At 71.5% G+C, this 17953-nt stretch carries 15 protein-coding genes; 4 read left to right on the forward strand and 11 right to left on the reverse strand.

What is annotated here, in order from left to right; translation table 11 throughout:
- Nucleotides 1-44: 44 nt before the first annotated feature.
- Both GA707_RS00335 and GA707_RS00340 read left to right on the forward strand, forming a co-directional pair.
- Nucleotides 45-1151: an LOG family protein gene (locus GA707_RS00335; protein WP_152176448.1), complete on the forward strand. Its 1107-nt coding sequence runs from the start codon at nucleotides 45-47 to the stop codon at nucleotides 1149-1151.
- Nucleotides 1152-1208: 57 nt separating this feature from the next.
- A complete protein-coding gene (locus GA707_RS00340) occupies nucleotides 1209-2219 on the forward strand; it encodes a zinc-dependent alcohol dehydrogenase family protein (RefSeq protein WP_152176449.1) in 1011 nt (336 codons plus the stop codon).
- Nucleotides 2220-2281: 62 nt separating this feature from the next.
- On the opposite strand, the gene GA707_RS00345 is transcribed toward GA707_RS00340, so the two are convergent.
- The 10 genes from GA707_RS00345 to GA707_RS00390 form a co-directional block, all read right to left on the reverse strand.
- Nucleotides 2282-3487: a hypothetical protein gene (locus GA707_RS00345; RefSeq protein ID WP_226963421.1), complete on the reverse strand. Its 1206-nt coding sequence runs from the start codon at nucleotides 3485-3487 to the stop codon at nucleotides 2282-2284.
- Nucleotides 3480-4703: a 23S rRNA (adenine(2503)-C(2))-methyltransferase RlmN gene (gene rlmN, locus GA707_RS00350; RefSeq protein WP_152176451.1), complete on the reverse strand. Its 1224-nt coding sequence runs from the start codon at nucleotides 4701-4703 to the stop codon at nucleotides 3480-3482. The genes GA707_RS00345 and rlmN overlap by 8 nt, the downstream gene beginning before the upstream one ends.
- Complete coding sequence (locus GA707_RS00355; protein ID WP_152176452.1) at nucleotides 4667-5560, reverse strand: phosphatidate cytidylyltransferase; 894 nt, start codon at nucleotides 5558-5560, stop codon at nucleotides 4667-4669. The genes rlmN and GA707_RS00355 overlap by 37 nt, the downstream gene beginning before the upstream one ends.
- A gap of 82 nt (nucleotides 5561-5642) precedes the next feature.
- A complete protein-coding gene (frr, locus tag GA707_RS00360) occupies nucleotides 5643-6200 on the reverse strand; it encodes a ribosome recycling factor (protein WP_152176453.1) in 558 nt (185 codons plus the stop codon).
- 77 nt (nucleotides 6201-6277) lie between these two features.
- Nucleotides 6278-6970, reverse strand: a complete 693-nt coding sequence (pyrH, locus tag GA707_RS00365; RefSeq protein WP_226963494.1) for a UMP kinase — start codon at nucleotides 6968-6970, stop codon at nucleotides 6278-6280.
- Nucleotides 6971-7254: 284 nt separating this feature from the next.
- Complete coding sequence (gene tsf / locus GA707_RS00370) at nucleotides 7255-8085, reverse strand: translation elongation factor Ts (protein ID WP_152176455.1); 831 nt, start codon at nucleotides 8083-8085, stop codon at nucleotides 7255-7257.
- Nucleotides 8086-8210: 125 nt separating this feature from the next.
- The gene (gene rpsB, locus GA707_RS00375) at nucleotides 8211-9161 is read right to left on the reverse strand and encodes a 30S ribosomal protein S2 (protein ID WP_152176456.1); all 951 of its coding nucleotides are present in this window, start codon (nucleotides 9159-9161) and stop codon (nucleotides 8211-8213) included.
- Nucleotides 9162-9414: 253 nt separating this feature from the next.
- Nucleotides 9415-10854, reverse strand: a complete 1440-nt coding sequence (locus tag GA707_RS00380; protein WP_226963423.1) for an amidase family protein — start codon at nucleotides 10852-10854, stop codon at nucleotides 9415-9417.
- A gap of 104 nt (nucleotides 10855-10958) precedes the next feature.
- Nucleotides 10959-12929 (reverse strand): ABC transporter ATP-binding protein, encoded by a 1971-nt coding sequence (locus GA707_RS00385; protein ID WP_152176457.1) that lies wholly within the window; start codon nucleotides 12927-12929, stop codon nucleotides 10959-10961.
- Nucleotides 12926-14806, reverse strand: coding sequence for an ABC transporter ATP-binding protein (locus GA707_RS00390; RefSeq protein WP_152176458.1), 1881 nt, complete (start codon nucleotides 14804-14806; stop codon nucleotides 12926-12928). The genes GA707_RS00385 and GA707_RS00390 overlap by 4 nt, the downstream gene beginning before the upstream one ends.
- A 147-nt stretch (nucleotides 14807-14953) precedes the next feature.
- Between GA707_RS00390 and GA707_RS00395 the strand changes: the two genes are divergently transcribed.
- Nucleotides 14954-16111: a pyridoxal phosphate-dependent aminotransferase gene (locus GA707_RS00395; RefSeq protein WP_226963424.1), complete on the forward strand. Its 1158-nt coding sequence runs from the start codon at nucleotides 14954-14956 to the stop codon at nucleotides 16109-16111.
- 294 nt (nucleotides 16112-16405) lie between these two features.
- The gene (locus GA707_RS00400; RefSeq protein WP_226963425.1) at nucleotides 16406-16999 is read left to right on the forward strand and encodes a M23 family metallopeptidase; all 594 of its coding nucleotides are present in this window, start codon (nucleotides 16406-16408) and stop codon (nucleotides 16997-16999) included.
- Between the two features lie 6 nt (nucleotides 17000-17005).
- On the opposite strand, the gene GA707_RS00405 is transcribed toward GA707_RS00400, so the two are convergent.
- A complete protein-coding gene (locus GA707_RS00405) occupies nucleotides 17006-17926 on the reverse strand; it encodes a tyrosine recombinase XerC (protein ID WP_370459984.1) in 921 nt (306 codons plus the stop codon).
- Nucleotides 17927-17953: the final 27 nt, after the last annotated feature.

A 17953-nucleotide genomic window follows, 5' to 3' on the forward strand; every position in this document is an offset into this window, starting at 1 on the left:
GCCTCCTCCAGACGGGCCGGTGCAGCGCACTACGGTGGGTGCTCATGCACGAGATCCACTCCGGCACAGCGCTTCAGCAGGCCCTCGACGCGGGCACGCCGCTGACGCAGCTGCGACTCCAGGGTCTGGATCTCACGCCCTTCCAGGAGTCGCTGTTCGGCCGTAGCGACATCGAGGGGCTCGTCGTCCTCGGTGGGACGGTGCCGGCTGATCTCGAGACGCACCTGCGCCGCAACGGCGCGATCATCTTCCCGAAGGACCCGCACGCCCCGGTGTCGGTCTACCGGGCGAGGCTCTACCACCCGGTCGAGCTCTACACCGGCCTCGCCGGCCACGGATATGCCTCGACGCCAGACGCCCACGCCTACGCGTGGGCGACCGACACCTCCCTCGGCAGGGACACCTACGTCACGATGCTGCGTGCCATCCACGACGACGCGATGAGCGATGCTCTCAGCGAGATCCTCGACGACCGGCCGGTCGTCGGCGTCATGGGCGGGCACAGCCTGGCTCGTGGCAGCAGCGGGTTCAGAGCGGCCGCGATGCTCGGTCACGCTCTCGTCGCGGCCGGGCACCTCGTCATCACCGGTGGTGGCCCCGGGGCCATGGAGGCCGCGAACCTCGGCGCCTTCACCCGCTCCTCGGAGGCGCTCGAGGACGCCCTCGACCGGCTGGCGGCGGTCGCGGGGTTCCGGCCGAGCATCGACGACTGGGCGCGGCTCGCCTTCGAGGTGCGCCGCGACATCGCCGCGGGGCAACCCCGGGACGAGCGCCCGCACAGTATCGGGATCCCCACGTGGTTCTACGGTCATGAGCCGACCAACGTCTTCGCGCACGCGATCGCGAAGTACTTCTCGAACGCCCAGCGGGAGGACGGTCTGATCACCCGCTCCACGGCGGGTATCGTCGTGCTCCCGGGGGCCGCCGGGACCGTTCAGGAGATCTTCCAGGCCTGTACCCCGTTGTACTACCACGACGAGGACATGCCGGGTCACCAGCTCCCCAGACTCGTCCTCGTCGGTGTCGAGCACTGGACCGAGACGCTTCCGGCGTGGCCGCTGGTGAGGTCGCTCGCTGCGCATCGCCCGATGGCCGACCACGTCCACCTCGTCGATGACGTGACCGAGGCCATGGCGTACTTCGGCGGCTGACCCGCGAGTCCTCGCAGTGGTGTTGTGTCAGGCGAGGCACCGCAGCATCCTGGCCTCATGAACGCAGCTCGCACGATGCAGGCCTGGGTCGCGACGGGGCACGGCGGCGGAAGGGGACGCATCCGCGCCGTCGAGCGGCCGATACCTCGCACCCGGTCGGGGGAGGTTCTCGTCCGTGTCGAGGCCTGCGGCGTCTGCCGCACCGACCTGCACGTGACCGACGGCGACCTGCCCACCCACCGCAAGCAGGTCGTCCCCGGGCACGAGGTGGTCGGACGCGTCGTGGAGACGAACGGGCCCGGTCGCTTCGACGTGGGGGACAGGGTGGGAGTCGCGTGGCTGCGCGGTACGTGCGGGGAGTGCCGGTGGTGCCGCGAGGGGGCTGAGAACCTCTGCGACGGCGCCGTGTTCACCGGCTGGGACGAGGACGGCGGTTATGCCGAGCTCGTCACGGCCCCCGCCGCATTCGCCTACTCCGTCCCGGAGTCCCTCCCCGTCGAGCAGGCGGCACCTCTGCTCTGTGCGGGGATCATCGGATACCGCGCCCTGAGCCGGACCAGGCTACCGCCGGGGGGCCGGCTGGGGATCTACGGCTTCGGCGCCAGCGCACACCTCACCGCCCAGATCGCCCTCGCCAGGGGCGCCGAGGTGCACGTGCTCACCCGTGGTGAGCGTGCCCGCGACCTCGCCCGCGAGCTCGGTGCGGCATCCGCCGGGGAGGCGTATGCTGCCCCGCCCGTCGCTCTCGACGCCGCCATCGTCTTCGCCCCGGCCGGCGAGCTCGTGCCTGTGGCGCTCGAGGCGCTGGAACGGGGCGGGACCCTGGTGACGGCGGGCATTCACATGAGCGAGATCCCACCGCTCGACTACGGACGCCATCTCTTCCTGGAGAAGCACCTTACGTCGGTCACAGCCAACACCCGAGCCGACGGGGCCAGGCTCCTCACCCTCGCAGACCGGTTGGGGATCCGCGCTCACGTGACGTGCTACCCCTTCGCCGAGGCCGACCGCGCCCTGGACGACCTCTCCGACGGCCGGGTCACAGGGGTGGCGGTCCTCAAGGACTGAGTGCAGGCCAGGTCCGGCTCGCTCCGGACGACCGGCTGGGCCATCGGGCCGGACCCGACCGGTCAGGGACGGGTCAGCAGCACGATACCCAGACACATCTCGTCCGTCGTGCCCTCGCCCCAGACCACGTAGCGATCGGGCACGCCCTGGAGCGCGGGCAGGAGGTCCCGCAACCCCTGGTCATGGGTGCACGTGACCGTGATCGTGTCACCCGGCTCGACGAGCGCCGGCTCGTCGAGAGGAACGGCGCCCTGGTCGTCGAAGTCCCACACCGGGATGTCCAGCACGCGACGCTCGTCGGGGGTGCCGGCGTTGACGTCGATGGTGATGCTCTTGCCCAGCAGGTGCATGTGACCGGACACGGCGCGGATCGTGCCCGGCTCGTGGAACTCCCGGGTGCATGACTGGGTCGGACCCGGTTCGGCCTTGCCGCACAGGAAATGGAGCCGGTCGCCGGTGCGGCCGACGTCCCCGAAGCGGTCGACGACGTCGGCGACGGCGCGGTGTCGGACGCACAACCCACCCTGGTTGCGCTCGCGGCACGGCAGCTCGACGGGAGCAGGCAGGAGCATCGTCTCCAGCTCTGCCCGCGTGCCGTCGTCGTCCGCAACGCGCAGGCGCACCGTGCTGCGGTCCTCCCCGCCGCCGCCGAGCAGGCTGTAGTGCATCTGGACCACGAGTCGGCTGCCGTGTGCCAGCGGGATGCCGAGATCCTCGCCGAGAACACGTTCCCCGCCGCCCGGGGCCCAGGCCCCCACCCAGGTCGCCCGGTCCAGGCCCTCACCGGGGGCGCTCTCGAGTCCCGACCCGCCGAAGCAGGAGTAGCCCGGGTCCGGCTCCGCCGACTCGAGCGCGGTCGCCTCATCAACGCGGTCGGGATCGACCTTGTGCACGATGACGTGGTGGACGACGTTCGGGTTGCCCGGTTTGATGTCGACACCCGACACGAGCGAGTCGCGCGCTAGCCCTGGGTCGAGCACGAAGCAGCGGTAGTCGTCGGTCCCTGGCGGCTCCGCCACCGGGGTGTATGCGACGGGCAGGCTGACATCGACGAAGCGTTCCCCGTCGCGCAGCGGAGCGACGGCGGGTGCGACCTCGGCGGTCGGGCCCTCGCCGTCCGACGCCGCGGAGTCCGCTCCGTGATGCACCGGAGTAGACGACGCCGGTCGGGACGTCTCGAGCGCACCGGGGTCGGCGCAGGCGGTCAGGAGCAGACCCGCACCCAGCGCAAGGGCGACGAACCGCAGGCGACCGGCGGCCCTAGGCACCCGGCACCTGCCCGGCCGCCAGCTGCCCACAGGCCCCATCGATGTCGGAGCCCCGGGTGTCACGCACGGTCGTGGGGATTCCGTGGGCCCGGAGTCGCTCGACGAACTGCTGCTGGACCCCTGGGCGCGAGGCGGTCCACTTCGACCCGGGCGTCGGGTTGAGCGGAATGGGGTTCACGTGCACCCACCCCCGGCCGCGCGCGGTGAGCTTCTCGCCGAGCAGGTCGGCGCGCCACGTGTGATCGTTGATGTCGCGGATCAGGGCGTACTCGATGGAGACCCGTCGCCCCGTCGTGTCGAAGTACCTGCGCGCCGCGTCGAGGGCCTCGTCGACACTCCACCTCGTGTTGATGGGGACGAGCTCGTCGCGCAGCTCGTCGTCGGGAGCGTGCAGGGACAGCGCCAGGGTCACGGGCACGCCCTCTGCGGCCAACCGGTCGATGCCGGGCACGAGACCGACGGTCGACATCGTCACCCCACGGGCCGACATGCCGAGGCCGTCCGGTGCCGGGTCGGTCAGCCGGCGGATGGCCCCGATGGCCGCCTTGTAGTTGGCCAGCGCCTCTCCCATCCCCATGAACACGACGTTGGACACCCGCAGCGGAGCAGCACGGTCGGCCTCGGTGAGCCCCGGGATCTCACCACGGCGCAACAGTCGGGCCGCGTGGACGACCTGCTCGACGATCTCCGCGGCCGAGAGGTTGCGGGTCAGCCCCGCCTGGCCGGTCGCGCAGAACGGGCAGTTCATGCCACAGCCCGCCTGGCTCGATATGCACATGGTCACCCGGTCGGGATAGCGCATCAGGACCGACTCCACGAGCGCACCGTCGTGCAGGCGCAGCACCGACTTGACCGTCATTCCGTCGTCGGCGGTGATCGTGTGGACGGGCGTGAGCAGGGTCGGGAGTGCCGCCGCCACCAGCCCGGACCGCTCGCCCTTGGGCAGGTCGGTCATCTCGTCCGCGTCGACCACGAGCCGCTCGAAGTAGTGGGTGGACAACTGTCGAGCCCGAAATCCCCGGTGTCCGAGCGAGGTCACGAACTCCGTGCGTTCCTGCGGTGCGAGATCGGCGAGGTGCGTCGGCGGTTTCCCACGGCGTGGAGCCGCGAAGACCAGCTGCCCGGGCCGGGGGCGGGTGGTCTCCACGGAGTCGCTGCGGTCGGTCACTGGATCCTCGCTCACGCGATCGGGACGGCGAACGCGAGCGTGAGCCATAGCAGCGGGGCGGTCATGACGAGGCTGTCGATGCGGTCCATGACGCCGCCGTGGCCGGGCAGCAGCGAGCTCATGTCCTTGATGCCGAGATCGCGCTTGATCGAGCTCTCGATGAAGTCGCCGACGGTCGCCAGCGCGGCCGCTGCGGCCCCGATCAGGGTGCCGTGCCACCAGGTCGCCTCCGGCCAGAACTGCCACATGGCGACCGAGCCGATGAGGGCACAGGTCAGGACCGACCCCGCGAACCCCTCCCAGGACTTCTTCGGGCTGATCGAGGGAGCCATCGGATGCTTACCCACGAGGACGCCCACCGCATACCCGCCGATGTCGCTGAACACGGTGACGAGGATGAAGAAGATGACCCGCAGGTGCCCGTCTGGCGCCGCGAGAAGCAGTGCGACGAACGCGCCGAGGAAGCACGGGTAGAGCGCCGTGAAGGCCCCGGCGCTGACGTCGCGCAGCGCACCCGTCACACCATCGGCGACCCGCCACAGCAACACGCCGACCACCGTCAGGCCCAGGGCGATCAGCTGCGCCTCGGCACCCCGGTAGTAGGCCACGACGATCATGGCCGCCCCGCCGATGAGGACGGGGACGATCGGCACCCGCACCTGGACCGACTGCAGGGCCCGACTCAGCTCCCAGACTCCGACCGCCATGACGAGTAGGACCAGGACGAGGAAGAGCTCCTTGACGAAGAGCAGGGACCCCAGCGCGACGACCGCGAGCAGCACGCCGATGCCGATCGCGGCCTTGAGGTCGCGTCCGGCCTTCGAGGGAGCGGCCGGCGCCCCTCCGCCGCCGCTGCGGGAGCGCCGGGTCGGAGGCTGGGCCGCCTCGGGTGCGTCGTTCGTCATGGGTATGCGGTGCTCGCCTCTGCTGTGTCGCCGCGGGTCTCGCCGGCCCCGGTCCGGGTGCTGCGCCCCGTCGCCGGTCGCCTCAGACCTCGAGCAGCTCGGCCTCCTTGTGCTTGAGCGCCTCGTCGATGGCGTCGACGTGCTTCTTGGTCAGCGACTCCAGCTCCTTCTCGGCGCGGGTGCCCTCGTCCTCGCCGACCTCTCCGTCCTTGACGAGCTTCTCGATCGCGTCCTTGGCGTGGCGGCGGATGTTGCGGACCGCGACCCGGCCCTCCTCGCCCGTGTGCTTGGCCATCTTGATGTACTCCCGGCGGCGCTCCTCGGTCAGCTGCGGCAGGTTGAGCCGGATCACGTTGCCGTCGTTGCTCGGGTTGACCCCGAGGTCGGCGTCCCGCAGCGCCTTCTCGATCGCGGACATCGAGCCCTTGTCGTAGGGGCTGACCAGCACGGTGCGGGCCTCGGGCGTCTGGAAGGAGGCGAGTTGTTGGAGCGGGGTCGGAGCGCCGTAGTAGTCGACGACGACCTTGTTGAACATGCCCGGGTGGGCGCGGCCTGTGCGGATGCCGGCGAGGTCGTCCTTGGTGACCTCGACGGCTTTCTCCATCTTCTCCTCGGCCTCGAACAGGGTGTCGTCGATCATCTCGTCCTTCGTCTCTCTCGATGGTTCGCCCGCGGCGGGGTGTCAGCCGCAAGTCTCTCAGGTCGGCAGCGGCCGCGTCAGCCGGAGGTGACGAGGGTTCCGATCGGCTCGCCCCGCAGCGCCCGGGTGATGTTGCCGTCGCCCTCCATCCCGAACACGACCATGGGAAGCCGGTTCTCCATGCAGAGGCTGAAGGCCGCGGCGTCGACGACCTTGAGGTTGCCCCGAAGGGCCTCCGAGAACGTGACGCGGTCCAGCTTGCGGGCCTGTGGGTCGGTCCTGGGGTCGGCGTCGTAGACCCCGTCCACGCCGCTCTTGGACATGAGGACGGCGTCGCACTTGCACTCGAGGGCCCGCTGCGCACTCACGGTGTCCGTCGAGAAGTACGGCATCCCCGCGCCCGCGCCGAAGATCACGACCCGGCCCTTCTCGAGGTGCCGGATCGCCCGACGGGGGATGTAGGGCTCGGCCACCTGCCCCATCGTGATCGCGGTCTGGACGCGGGTGTCGATGCCCTCCTTCTCGAGGAAGTCCTGGAGGGCGAGACAGTTCATCACCGTGCCGAGCATGCCCATGTAGTCGGCGCGTGAGCGCTCCATACCCTTCTGCTGCAGTTCGGCACCGCGGAAGAAGTTGCCGCCGCCGACGACGACCGCGACCTGGATACCCTCGGTGACCGCGGCGGCGATCTGCTGGGCGATGTCCCGAACGACGTCGGGGTCGACGCCGATCCGGCCACCGCCGAAGACCTCACCGGAGAGCTTGAGCAGGACCCGTCGGGGCCGTCCAGCGCTCTCGCCGTCCCGAACGGCACGCGCGGACGGCTCGGCAGGTGGAGTGGGACGGCGGAGGGTCGCTTCGGCACTGGTCACGGGCGTCCTCCTGGAACGGCGCGGATGGGCGGTCGTTCGATCCTGCCACACGCCGTCGGCGGCTCGGGCATCCGAGTCCTCAGCGCCTCCGTCGAGCGGTGGGCCGACACGTCGCAGGGTGAACATGGTGACGCCCCGCGGCGCGAGGCGCAGCGGGGCGTCACGTGACGTTCGGCGCTTTCTCAGCCGCCGACGCGGAACCGGGCGAAGCCGGTCGCGGTGGCGCCGGCCTCCTCGAGAACCTTGGCGACGGTCTTCTTGGCGTCCTTGGCGAACGCCTGCTCGAGCAGGACGTTCTCCTTGAAGAACCCGTTGACCCGACCCTCGACGATCTTCGGCAGGGCCGCCTCGGGCTTGCCCTCCTCGCGAGCCGTCGCCTCGGCGACCCGACGCTCGTTCTCGACGGTCTCCTCGGCGATCTCGGAGCGGTCGAGCACGGAGGGGCTGAAGGCCGCGATGTGCATCGCGATGTCACGGGCGGTGCCCTCGTCGCCACCCTGGGTCGCGACGAGCACGCCGATCTGCGCGGGCAGGTCGGGGCTGGTCTTGTGCAGGTAGGAGACGACATTCTGGCCCTCGAGGCGAGCGACTCGCTTGACCTCGATCTTCTCGCCGATGGTGGCGTTGGCCTCGTCGAGCAGGTCCTTGACGGTCTTGCCGCCGTCGGTGTCGGCCGCGAGCAGCGACTCGGCATCGGTCGCGCGCGAGGCGACGGCCACGCCGAGCACCTCGTCGGCGAGGGCGCCGAAGCGCTCGCCCTTGGCGACGAAGTCGGTCTCGCAGAGGACCTCGACGAGGGTGCCGGCGCCGCCCTCGGCGCGGGCGGTGACGAGCCCGTTGGAGGCGGTGCGGCCCTCGCGCTTGGTGACGCCCTTGAGGCCCTTGACGCGAAGGATCTCCTCGGCCTTGGCCATGTCGCCGTCGGCCTCGTCGAGGGCCTTCTTGACGTCCATCATTCCGGCGGCGGTCTTCTCACGAAGCGCCTTGATGTCAGCGGCGGTGTAGTTCGCCATTACCTGTCTTTCCTGTCCGTGGTGACTGGAGTCGGGGGTTGGTGAAGTCGGGGGAAGTGAATCGGTATGCGGTGGGCGCATTCTCGTCGGGCGCCCGGGTGGCCCGGACGCCCGACGAGTGCGGCTCAGGCCTGCTGTGCCTCGGTCGCGGGCGTGTCGGCGGCAGGAGCCTCGACAGCCTCGGCGGCGGGAGCCTCAGGGGCCTCAGGGGCCTCGACAGCCTCAGCGGCCTCCGCGGCCGGTGCCTCAGCGGCCTCCGCGGCCGGTGCCTCAGCGGCCTCCGCGGCGGGTGCGGAGTCCTCGACGGCGAGGAGCTCGCGCTCCCACTCTGCGAGCGGCTCGTCGGCGGCGACGCCGGCGTCGGCCTCAGCGCCGGAGCGGCCGCTGCTGCGGGCCACGAGGCCCTCGGCGACGGCGTCGGCGACGACGCGGGTCAGCAGGGTGACGGAGCGGATGGCGTCGTCGTTGCCCGGGATCTTGTAGTCGACCTCGTCCGGGTCGCAGTTGGTGTCCAGGATCGCGATGACGGGCAGGTTGAGCTTGCGGGCCTCGTCGACGGCGAGGTGCTCCTTTTTGGTGTCGACGATCCACACGGCCGAGGGAACCTTGGCCATGTCGCGGATGCCGCCCAGGGTCTTCTCGAGCTTGTCCTTCTCCCGCTTGAGGATGAGGAGCTCCTTCTTCGTGTAGCCGGAGCCGGCCACGTCGTCGAAGTTGATCTCCTCGAGCTCCTTCAGACGCGAGAGACGTTTGGAGATCGTCTGGAAGTTCGTGAGCATGCCACCGAGCCAGCGGTGGTTGACGTAGGGCATCCCGACCCGGGTCGCCTGCTCGGCGATGGGCTCCTGGGCCTGCTTCTTCGTGCCGACGAAGAGGATCGTGCCCCCGTGGGCGACGGTCTCCTTGACGAACTCGTAGGCGTTGTTGATGTAGTCGACCGACTGCTGCAGGTCGATGATGTAGATGCCGTTGCGCTCGGTCATGATGAAGCGCTTCATCTTCGGGTTCCAGCGGCGGGTCTGGTGCCCGAAGTGGACGCCGCTCTCGAGGAGCTGGCGCATGGTGACGACGGCCATGCCGTGTCCTCCTTGTGCGATTGTGGTTGCGTCGGCGCGCCGCGGGGTGCGGGCACCTGCCTGGTGTCCGACGCACCCCGCCCGGATCACCCGGGACCAACGGTGGTGCGCCCGGCTTCATGGAGACCAGTCAGCCGAGACGGACACGCGAAGTCAGCCGATCGAGACCGGCTGCCTTCCCAGTGTATGCGATGGCCGCCCCGACTTCGAACCGCGCCTGCTCGCCCGCGACGGACGGCCTGGCGGTGGTCATTCAGTCGGATAGCCACCGCTGCACCGTCCCTCGCGGCCAGGGCGGGTCAGTCGGCTCTCGCCATCGGGCTGAGCGGCCAGGCCGCCAGGCGCTCCAGCTGCGCCGCGACGGACAGCAGGAGGTCCTCCCGGCCCCGGCGGGCGATGAGCTGGACCCCGATGGGACACCGCGCGAGTCCAGGCCGGCCGGTACCGAGATGGCGGGGTGGCCCGTGACGTTGGCGAGGGTCGCGTTCGTCACCAGGGGCAGGGAGGTGAGCATCGTCCGGACTCCTCCCCTGCGACCCAGGGCATCGGCGTCCGGGACGAGCCCAGGCACGGTCGGGACCATGACGACGTCGGCCGAGGCCAGCACCCGCTCGTCGACGACCGACGCGAGCTCCTCACCGCGTCGGAGTGCCCGCTCGACGAGCGCGGGGGTGACCCATCCGCCGAGGCGAACGGTCTCGCGAGTGCGGCGCTCGAGCCGTTCGGGGTGGTCGACCTGACCGGCCTCCTCGCGCATCCCGGCGAAGAACTGAGGGATGAAGGCGTCCTGGACGAGCGGCCACCTCGGAGCCCCCTCGCGGACGTCGTGCCCGAGGGCGTCGAGACGGTCGGCGACCGCGGCCGTCGCCCGCGCGACCTCGGGGTGTGTCCGCACGCCCGGCTGGACCGGACGTGTGCTCCAGCCGATGCGTAACCGACCGGGTTCGCGGTCCACCGCGGCCTCGAACGGCTGCTCCGGGGGCGGAAGCCTCCACCGATCGCCGGCCATCGAACCGGCGACGACGTCGAGGAGCAGGGCCGAGTCCCGCACCGTGCGGGTCAGACCGCCGAGGGTGACCAGCGCATACCAGTGCTGGGCGAGCGGAGCGAGACTGATCCGGCCGCGGGTCGGCTTGAGGCCCACCAGTCCGCAGGCCGCCGCGGGGAGCCGAATCGACCCACCGCCGTCCGCGCCCAGTGCCAGGGGCACGATGCCGGCGGCGACGGCTGCGGCACTCCCCCCGGACGACCCGCCCGGGCCGTGGGCGAGGCTCCACGGATTGCGTGTCACGCCGGTCGCCTCGCTCTCCGTGATCGGCACCTGCCCGAACTCGGGCATCGTCGTCTTCCCGACGATCACGGCCCCCGCGGTGCGCAGCCGCCGCACCACCTCGCTGTCCGACGTGGCGAGCGTCGAGTTCCCGCGGCCACCCAGGGTCGTCACCGTGCCGACGACGTCGTACTCCTCCTTGACGGCGACGGGCACCCCCGCGAGCGGGCCACCACGGCCCGCGCCACCGGCGTCGACCGCCCGGGCCTCGGCGAGCGCCTCGTCGCCCCGCACCACGGTGAAGGCGTTGAGCGCGGGGTCGTGCCGCTCCAGCCGTTCGAACGCGGCGGCGACCGCCTCCCGTGCGGTCAGCCGGCCGGCGCGGACGGCGGCGGCGGTCTCGACGGCGGTGAGCGGAGGCATACCCGGACTGTACGTGGACACCCCCCATCGCCACGGACGGGTGAGCGGTGGCTATCGAGACGGATAGCCACCGCTCACCCGTCCGTGGCGGAGAGCGAACGGGTCTACGACGTCCAGGCCCTCCAGAGTGCGGCGTACTCGCCGTTCGCGGCCATGAGCTCGTCGTGACTGCCGAGCTCGACGATGCGGCCATCGCTGACGACGGCGATGCGGTCGGCGTCGTGAGCGGTGTGCAGCCGGTGCGCGATGGCGACCACGGTGCGGCCGGTGAGCAGAGCAGACATCGACCCCTCGAGGTGCCGCGCCGTGCGCGGGTCGATGAGCGAGGTCGCCTCGTCGAGGACGAGGGTGTGCGGGTCGGCGAGGATGAGCCGCGCGAGGGCGATCTGCTGAGCCTGCGCCGGCGTGAGCACGTAGTTGCCGGCGCCGAGTAGGGTGTCCAGCCCCTCAGGCAGCGTCTCGACCCAGGCCAGGGCGTCGACGGTGCGCAGCGCCGTGCGCACCGCCTCGTCGTCCGAGCCCTCACGAGCGAGGATGACGTTGTCGCGCACCGACCCGCGGAACACGTGGTGCTCCTGCGTGACGAGCGCGACCTCGCGGCGCAGCGTCGACAGCGGCAGGTCGAGCAGCTCCACGCCGCCGACCGTCACCGACCCGGTGCGTGGGCCGTTGATGCCGGCGAGGAGCCGGCCGAGTGTCGACTTGCCGGAGCCGGACGGACCGACGATGGCGAGCCGCTCGCCGGTCCGCAGCGCGAGGTCGACGCCGTGCAGGACGTCGTGGCCCGGGCGGTAGGCGAACCGCAGGTCCGTCCCGACCAGCTCCGAGCCGTGCGGACGGTCCGTGCCGGCGGTTCGGTCCGGAGGGACCGCGGCGATGCCGAGCAGCCGCGTGGTCGAGGCGATTCCGACCTGGAGCCGGTCGACCGTCATGACCAGCCGGTCGAACGGCTCGTAGAACATCTCCATGTAGAGCATCGCCGCGGTGACCTGCCCGAGCGATACCGCGCCGCGGGAGTACGCCCACGCGCCGAGGGCGAGGACGATGACCCGCGGCAGGGAGAACGCCATGTCCATGACGCCGAACAGCAGGTTGCGCAGGGTCATGCCGTAGCGCTCCGCCTGCGCCGACACGGCGATGTCGTCGGCCGCGCGTCGGCGCCTGACGTCCTGGAGGTCGAGGGCCTCGACCGTGCGGGCGCCCTCGACCGTCTCGGACAGAGTTGTGTTGATGCGGCTGTAGGTGGCGCCCTCGGTGACGTATGCGGCGGGCGCCCGCCGCAGGTAGCGCGCCACGTGCGGCAGCGCGACGAGCATGAGGACGAGCGCGGGCAGCGCCAGGAGCCAGCTGTTGACGGCCATCGCGACGAAGGAGAGCGCGACGGTGACGACGGCGAGGATGAACTCGGGGATGGCGAAGCGGACGCTGTCGCTCATCGCGCCGACGTCCCGGGTGACTCGCGTCACGAGGTCTCCGGTGCTGGCGCTCTCAACCCGGCCGAGGGGCAGCCTGAGGACGGTGCGGATGACGTGCTCCCGGGCGGCCGCGAGCGCACCATGACCGAGGACGGCGGCGAGCCACTTGGCCGCGAAGGTGAACAGCGTCTGCGCGAGCACGATGCCCACGACGACCAGCGTCAGGGTGCGGATCGTGTCTCCGGCGACGTCGCCGTCCGCGGCCACCGCGGCATCGACCAGCCGTCCGAGGATGAGCGGAACGGCGAGGGCGGCCGCGGCGGCCAGCGCGTTGGCGAGGACCACCGCGGTCACGAGCCACGCGCGTTCACGCAGGAGTCCGCCGAGGAAGCCGGCGACGTCGCGCGGCCGGGCCACCGGCAAGCCGCGGACCGGCTCGAGTGCCGAGGCCAGGGTCTGCTCGGCACGGTCGCGACGGATGGCGTGACGTCGCCAGAGCGCCCGCCACCGCACGCGCGCCGGGGCGTCGCGGTCGACCTGGGCGAGCTCGCGCGGGAGGACCTCGGGCGGCGTCCGGTCGCCACGCCATGTCTGGGCCGAGTCGGCGAGCGGGTCCTGCGGGCTCATGGTCGCCAGATCGAGGGTGGGTCCGGTGGTCATGCCGGCACCTCCTCGGATGCCGCTCGCAGGACGACACGGCGGTAGTCGGGTCGTCGGGCGACGAGATCGTCGTGCGTGCCGCGGTCGGCCACGGCTCCGTCGCTGAGGAACACGACCCGGTCGGCGTGGTGGAGCAGGAGCGGGGACGCCGACATGACGACCGTGGTCCGGCCCAGTCGGTGCCGGCCGAGCCGCTCGGCGATCGCCGCCTCGGTGTGGGCGTCGACGGCGGAGGTGGGCTCGACGAGCACGAGGACCTCGGGATCGTGGGCCAGGGCCCGGGCGAGCACCAGCCGCTGGCGCTGACCGCCGCTCAGACCACGGCCCCGCTCGTCGAGCAGTCCCTGCCAGCCACCGGGGGTGATGTCGTAGACGTCCTCGGCGCAGGCGGCCCGCAGGGCGGCCTCCGCCTGCTCACGAGTGCACCGGCCGTGGGGGTCGACCGCGTCCTGCAGCGTGCCGGCGAACACGGCCGCTGCCGTGTCGCTCACGAGGATGGTGCGTCGGACCTCCTCGAGCGGCACGTCGGCGAGGTCGACCCCGCCGAGGGTCACCCCCCAGGCCCGGTCGGCCTGCTCGCGGTCGCGTTCCTGGATGGTGCGTCGCTGCTCCTCGGCGCGGCGCCGCGCGGCGGTGGCCGCCCGGCCGCGCGCGTCCTCGTCGGAGTCCATCGAGAGCGGGTCGACGTCCCGGGGCAGGTAACGGCCGAGCCGATCGGCCAAAGCCGCCGAGGCGTCGGGATCGGCGGACACGACGACCGTCAGCTCGCCTGGCTCGACCCACAGCCCCGAGGCCTGGTCGACGAGCGGTCCGCTCGGGTCGAGTCGACCCTCGCGATCCTGCGGCCACGGGTCCGGCTGACCGAGAACGCTGGCCGACTTGCGGGCCGAGACGAAGGCTCGGGTCGCCTTCTGCGTGAGGAAGAAGAAGGTGCGGATCGGCTGCAGCAGGAACAGCGCGTAGCCGAGGAAGGTGATGAGCTCGCCGATCTGGAGCTGTCCGTCGCGCACCCGAGCGACGCCGAGCCACATGAGCGCGACGACGAAGAGTCCGGAGAGCAGGACCCCGATCGACTCGACGAGCGCCTGCCACCCTCCGGCGCGCACGCCCGCGTGCCGGACCCGTTGCGACTGGACCGCGTAGTTGCTGCCGAAGGTCCGCTCCCCACCGATGCCCCGCAGGATCCGAAGGCCGGCGACGATGTCGGTCGCACGACCGGTCAGCTCGGAGTCTCGGGTCCTCTCGCGCGTCTGGGCGTTGCCCATCGGCCGCAGCAGCGGCGCGGAGGTGAGGACGAGCAGGGGCGCCACGAGGAGGATGACGGCGCCGAGCTCGGGGTCGATCCGGAGCACGATGACGGCCACCACGACCAGTGCGATGAACTCCCCGATGGCGCGGGTGACGATCTCGAGGAAGGCGCCGAACTGGTCGCTGTCGCTGCCCGAGACCGACAGCACCTCGCCGGTGGGTACCCTGCGGGGCAGGACATGCCCGAGCTGGACGCTCTTGTGCGTGACCAGCGAGACCGTGCCGTAGAGAGCGACGAGCCAGGAGCGCACGACCATGGTGTGGTAGAGCACACCACTTCCGGCGCCGACGACCGTCACGGCGAGCAGGGCAAGCACCCAGACACCGAGGCGGGCCGTGTCCCCCGGCACGATGCCCTCGTCGACGGCACGACCGAGGATCCAGGGCGCCGTAGCCCCCGGGAGAACCCAGGTGAGGCTGAGCAGGGCACATACGACGAAGAGCAGGCCCTGGTTGCGGATGAACCACCACAGCAGCCTGCCCGGCGACCGGGTGTCCGGCACCGTGGGGTCGCTCGCGACCGCGGACCGGTCGGTCCACGCGGTGACGAGGGGTGGGTAGTCGCGCATAGCCGAAACAGACTACGTCCGGGCCCCGACAGCGGACGAACGGTTTTCCGCTGGTCGGGGGCCCCTACCCCCGTCGGAGCGGCGCCCGGCCAGGCTGCACCGACCGGCGCCCCACCGCTCGGGGCGACCGCCGCATACCGTGGACGCGTGAGCCGATCACCAGGACACCCAGCGCTGGCCCCCTTCGGAACGACGATCTTCGCCGAGATGACCGCTCTCGCGCTCGAGCACGATGCGATCAACCTCGGGCAGGGCTTCCCGGACACCGACGGTCCGGCGCCCATTCTCGAGGCGGCCCGGCAGGCGATCGCCGACGGGCGCAACCAGTACCCGCCGGGTCCGGGGGTGCCCGAGCTCCTCGACGCCATCGCGGCCCACCAGCGACGCTTCTACGGCATCGATCTCGACCCACGCGCCGAGGTGCTCGTCACCGTCGGCGCGACCGAGGCGATCGCCGCCGCGGTGCTCGCGCTCGTGCAGCCGGGCGACGAGGTCGTCACCTTCGAGCCGTACTACGACTCCTATGCCGCCACCATCGCGTTGGCGGGAGGGGTGCGGCGCACCTCCGTGCTCCGCTTCCCGGACTTCGGCGTCGACGAGGCGTCGCTGCGCGCGGCGTTCTCGCCCCGGACCCGGCTCGTTCTCCTCAACACGCCGCACAACCCGACCGGCCGGGTCTTCACGCGCGCCGAGATGGAGCTCATCGCCGGGCTGGCCCGCGAGCACGACGCATGGGTGCTCACCGACGAGGTCTACGAGCACCTCGTGTTCGACGACGCCGAGCACATTCCCATGGCCACCCTGCCGGGCATGTGGGAACGCACGTTGACCATCTCCTCGGCGGGCAAGACGTTCAGCACGACGGGGTGGAAGGTCGGCTGGATCAGCGGCCCGGCCGAGGCCGTGACGGCCGTGCGGGCGGTCAAGCAGTTCCTCACGTACGTCGGGTCGGGTCCGTTCCAGCCGGCGGTCGCGCTCGGGCTGGGCCTCGGTGACGAGGTGTATGCGGCGCTCACCTCCTCGATGGCCGCCAAGCGGGACCTGCTCGTGGGCGGGCTCCGCGACGCCGGGTTGCAGGTTGCGGTGCCGGAGGGGACGTACTTCGTCGTCGCCGATGCGAGCCCGCTCGGTGGGGCGGACGGGCTGGAGTTCGCGCGTACCATTCCGGAGCGGGCCGGAGTGGCATGTGTGCCCGTGTCGGCGTTCCACGACGACAAGGCTGCGGGGCGACCGCTTGTACGGTTCGCGTTCTGCAAGGACGACGCCATCCTGGTCGAGGCCGTAGAGAGGCTGCGACGACTCTGAGCCGCGCGACATACCGCGCCCCTGACATACCACCGACCCACCACCGCACCCCCGGCATGCCCACCGCGCGACATACCGCGCCCCTGACATACCACCGACCCACCACCGCACCCCCGGCATGCCCACCGCGCGACATACCGCGCCCCTGACATACCACCGACCCACCACCGCACCCCCGGGATGCCCACCGCGCCAGCTGCCCGTCCTCCACATGCGACGCGGGTCCGGGCGAGTCCTCCACACCCGAGCCCATGGGCGTGGCGAGTCCGGGACGTGTCGGCGCACAGTCGGATCGTGCGTTCGTCTCCCTCGTCGGTCCCCCGCTCGTCCACGCTTCTGCGCGTACTGTCCGGGTCGGTTCTGTGGTTGGTGGTGACCACAGGAGTGCTGCTGTCGGGGCCGGGCTCCCACGCCCTGGTCCAGGCACTGGCGGGCCCGGTCACGGGCGGACCCGTTCGGACGGATCACGACGTCGACGCCCTCTGGTCGTGGCCGATGGAGCCACGACCTGCCGTCCAGCGGGCGTTCGACCCGCCGGAGTCTCGGTACGGCCGGGGCCATCGAGGTCTGGACCTGAAGGCGACGGACGGACAGTCCGTCCACGCGGTCGACGCCGGCACGGTGACGCACAGCGGGATGGTGGCTGGGCGCGGGACGGTTACCGTGCGGCACGCCGGTGGGCTCGAGAGCACCTACGAGCCGCTCGAGGACCGGGTGGCGACGGGCTCCGTGGTGTCGTCAGGAGCCGTCATCGGTGTCGTCGGCGAGGGCGGACACTGCGCCGAGGGCCCGTGTCTGCACCTCGGCGCTCGCGTCGGCGAGGACTACCTCGATCCGAGGCTCCTCCTGGGCCACGTCAGGATCGTCCTGCTGCCGCTCCTGGACTGAGGGGGTTCAGGCGCGCGGGTGCGCCTGGCGGTACGAGTCGCGCAGTCGATCGATCGAGACGTGGGTGTAGATCTGCGTCGTCGCGAGAGATGCGTGTCCGAGGAGCTCCTGGACAACGCGCAGGTCGGCCCCTCCCTCGAGCAGGTGTGTGGCCGCGCTGTGCCGAAGGCCGTGTGGACCCAGGTCCGGCGCATCGGCCACGTGTCGCAGGAGCTCGTGGACGGCGGTGCGGACCTGGCGCTGGTCGATGCGTCGTCCGCGGCGCCCCAGGAAGAGCGCGGGCCCGCTGTGCTCCGTCGCCAGGGCGGGACGCCCGAGCCGGCGCCACTGGTCGAGGGCCTGCTGTGCCGGCACCCCGAACGGGACGGTGCGCTCCTTGTCGCCCTTGCCGACGACCCGCACGACGCGACGATCGTCGTCGACGTCGTCGAGATCGAGGCCCGTGAGCTCGCCGACCCGGATGCCGGTCGCATAGAGCAGCTCGAGCGCCGCGCGGTCGCGGATGTGGACCGGGTCCTCGTCGTCGCTCGCCACCGCCGCGACGTCGAGGAGGCGCTCGGCGTCCCCGGACGTGAGAACGTCCGGGAGGACAGAGTGCCGCTTCGGTGCGACGAGCCGCAGGCTCGGATCCGCCGGCATCCTCCCGGTGCGAGCGGCCCATCGGCAGAAGGAGCGCACCGAGGCGGCCCGGCGGGCCAACGTGCTGCGGGCGACACCGGCGGAAGACTGGGCCCCGAGCCATCCACGTAGGTCGGACAACGAGAGGTCGAGCAGTTCGGTGTCCTGCTCGGCCAGGTGGGCCGAGAGGTGGTCGAGGTCGGCGAGGTAGGCGCGCACGGTGTGCGGTGAGCGTCCTCTCTCCTCTCGCAGATGTGCCACGAAGTCGTGACGGAGCCGCTCGACCGACGACGTACCAGCGCTCACCAGCCCACGGTCGCAAATGCGTGGGCGCCG

This window comes from Nostocoides sp. F2B08 (assembly GCF_009184895.1).
Taxonomy (GTDB): domain Bacteria; phylum Actinomycetota; class Actinomycetes; order Actinomycetales; family Dermatophilaceae; genus F2B08.

Excerpts from the sequence above, each read along its gene's own strand:
- GA707_RS00335 (WP_152176448.1), top strand. The coding sequence starts at position 45 with ATGCACGAGATCCACTCCGGCACAGCGCTTCAGCAGGCCCTCGACGCG.
- GA707_RS00340 (WP_152176449.1), top strand. The coding sequence starts at position 1,209 with ATGAACGCAGCTCGCACGATGCAGGCCTGGGTCGCGACGGGGCACGGC.
- rlmN (WP_152176451.1), bottom strand. The coding sequence starts at position 4,703 with ATGGCTCACGCTCGCGTTCGCCGTCCCGATCGCGTGAGCGAGGATCCA.
- GA707_RS00355 (WP_152176452.1), bottom strand. The coding sequence starts at position 5,560 with ATGACGAACGACGCACCCGAGGCGGCCCAGCCTCCGACCCGGCGCTCC.
- frr (WP_152176453.1), bottom strand. The coding sequence starts at position 6,200 with ATGATCGACGACACCCTGTTCGAGGCCGAGGAGAAGATGGAGAAAGCC.
- tsf (WP_152176455.1), bottom strand. The coding sequence starts at position 8,085 with ATGGCGAACTACACCGCCGCTGACATCAAGGCGCTTCGTGAGAAGACC.
- rpsB (WP_152176456.1), bottom strand. The coding sequence starts at position 9,161 with ATGGCCGTCGTCACCATGCGCCAGCTCCTCGAGAGCGGCGTCCACTTC.
- GA707_RS00380 (WP_226963423.1), bottom strand. The coding sequence starts at position 10,854 with ATGCCTCCGCTCACCGCCGTCGAGACCGCCGCCGCCGTCCGCGCCGGC.
- GA707_RS00385 (WP_152176457.1), bottom strand. The coding sequence starts at position 12,929 with ATGACCACCGGACCCACCCTCGATCTGGCGACCATGAGCCCGCAGGAC.
- GA707_RS00390 (WP_152176458.1), bottom strand. The coding sequence starts at position 14,806 with ATGCGCGACTACCCACCCCTCGTCACCGCGTGGACCGACCGGTCCGCG.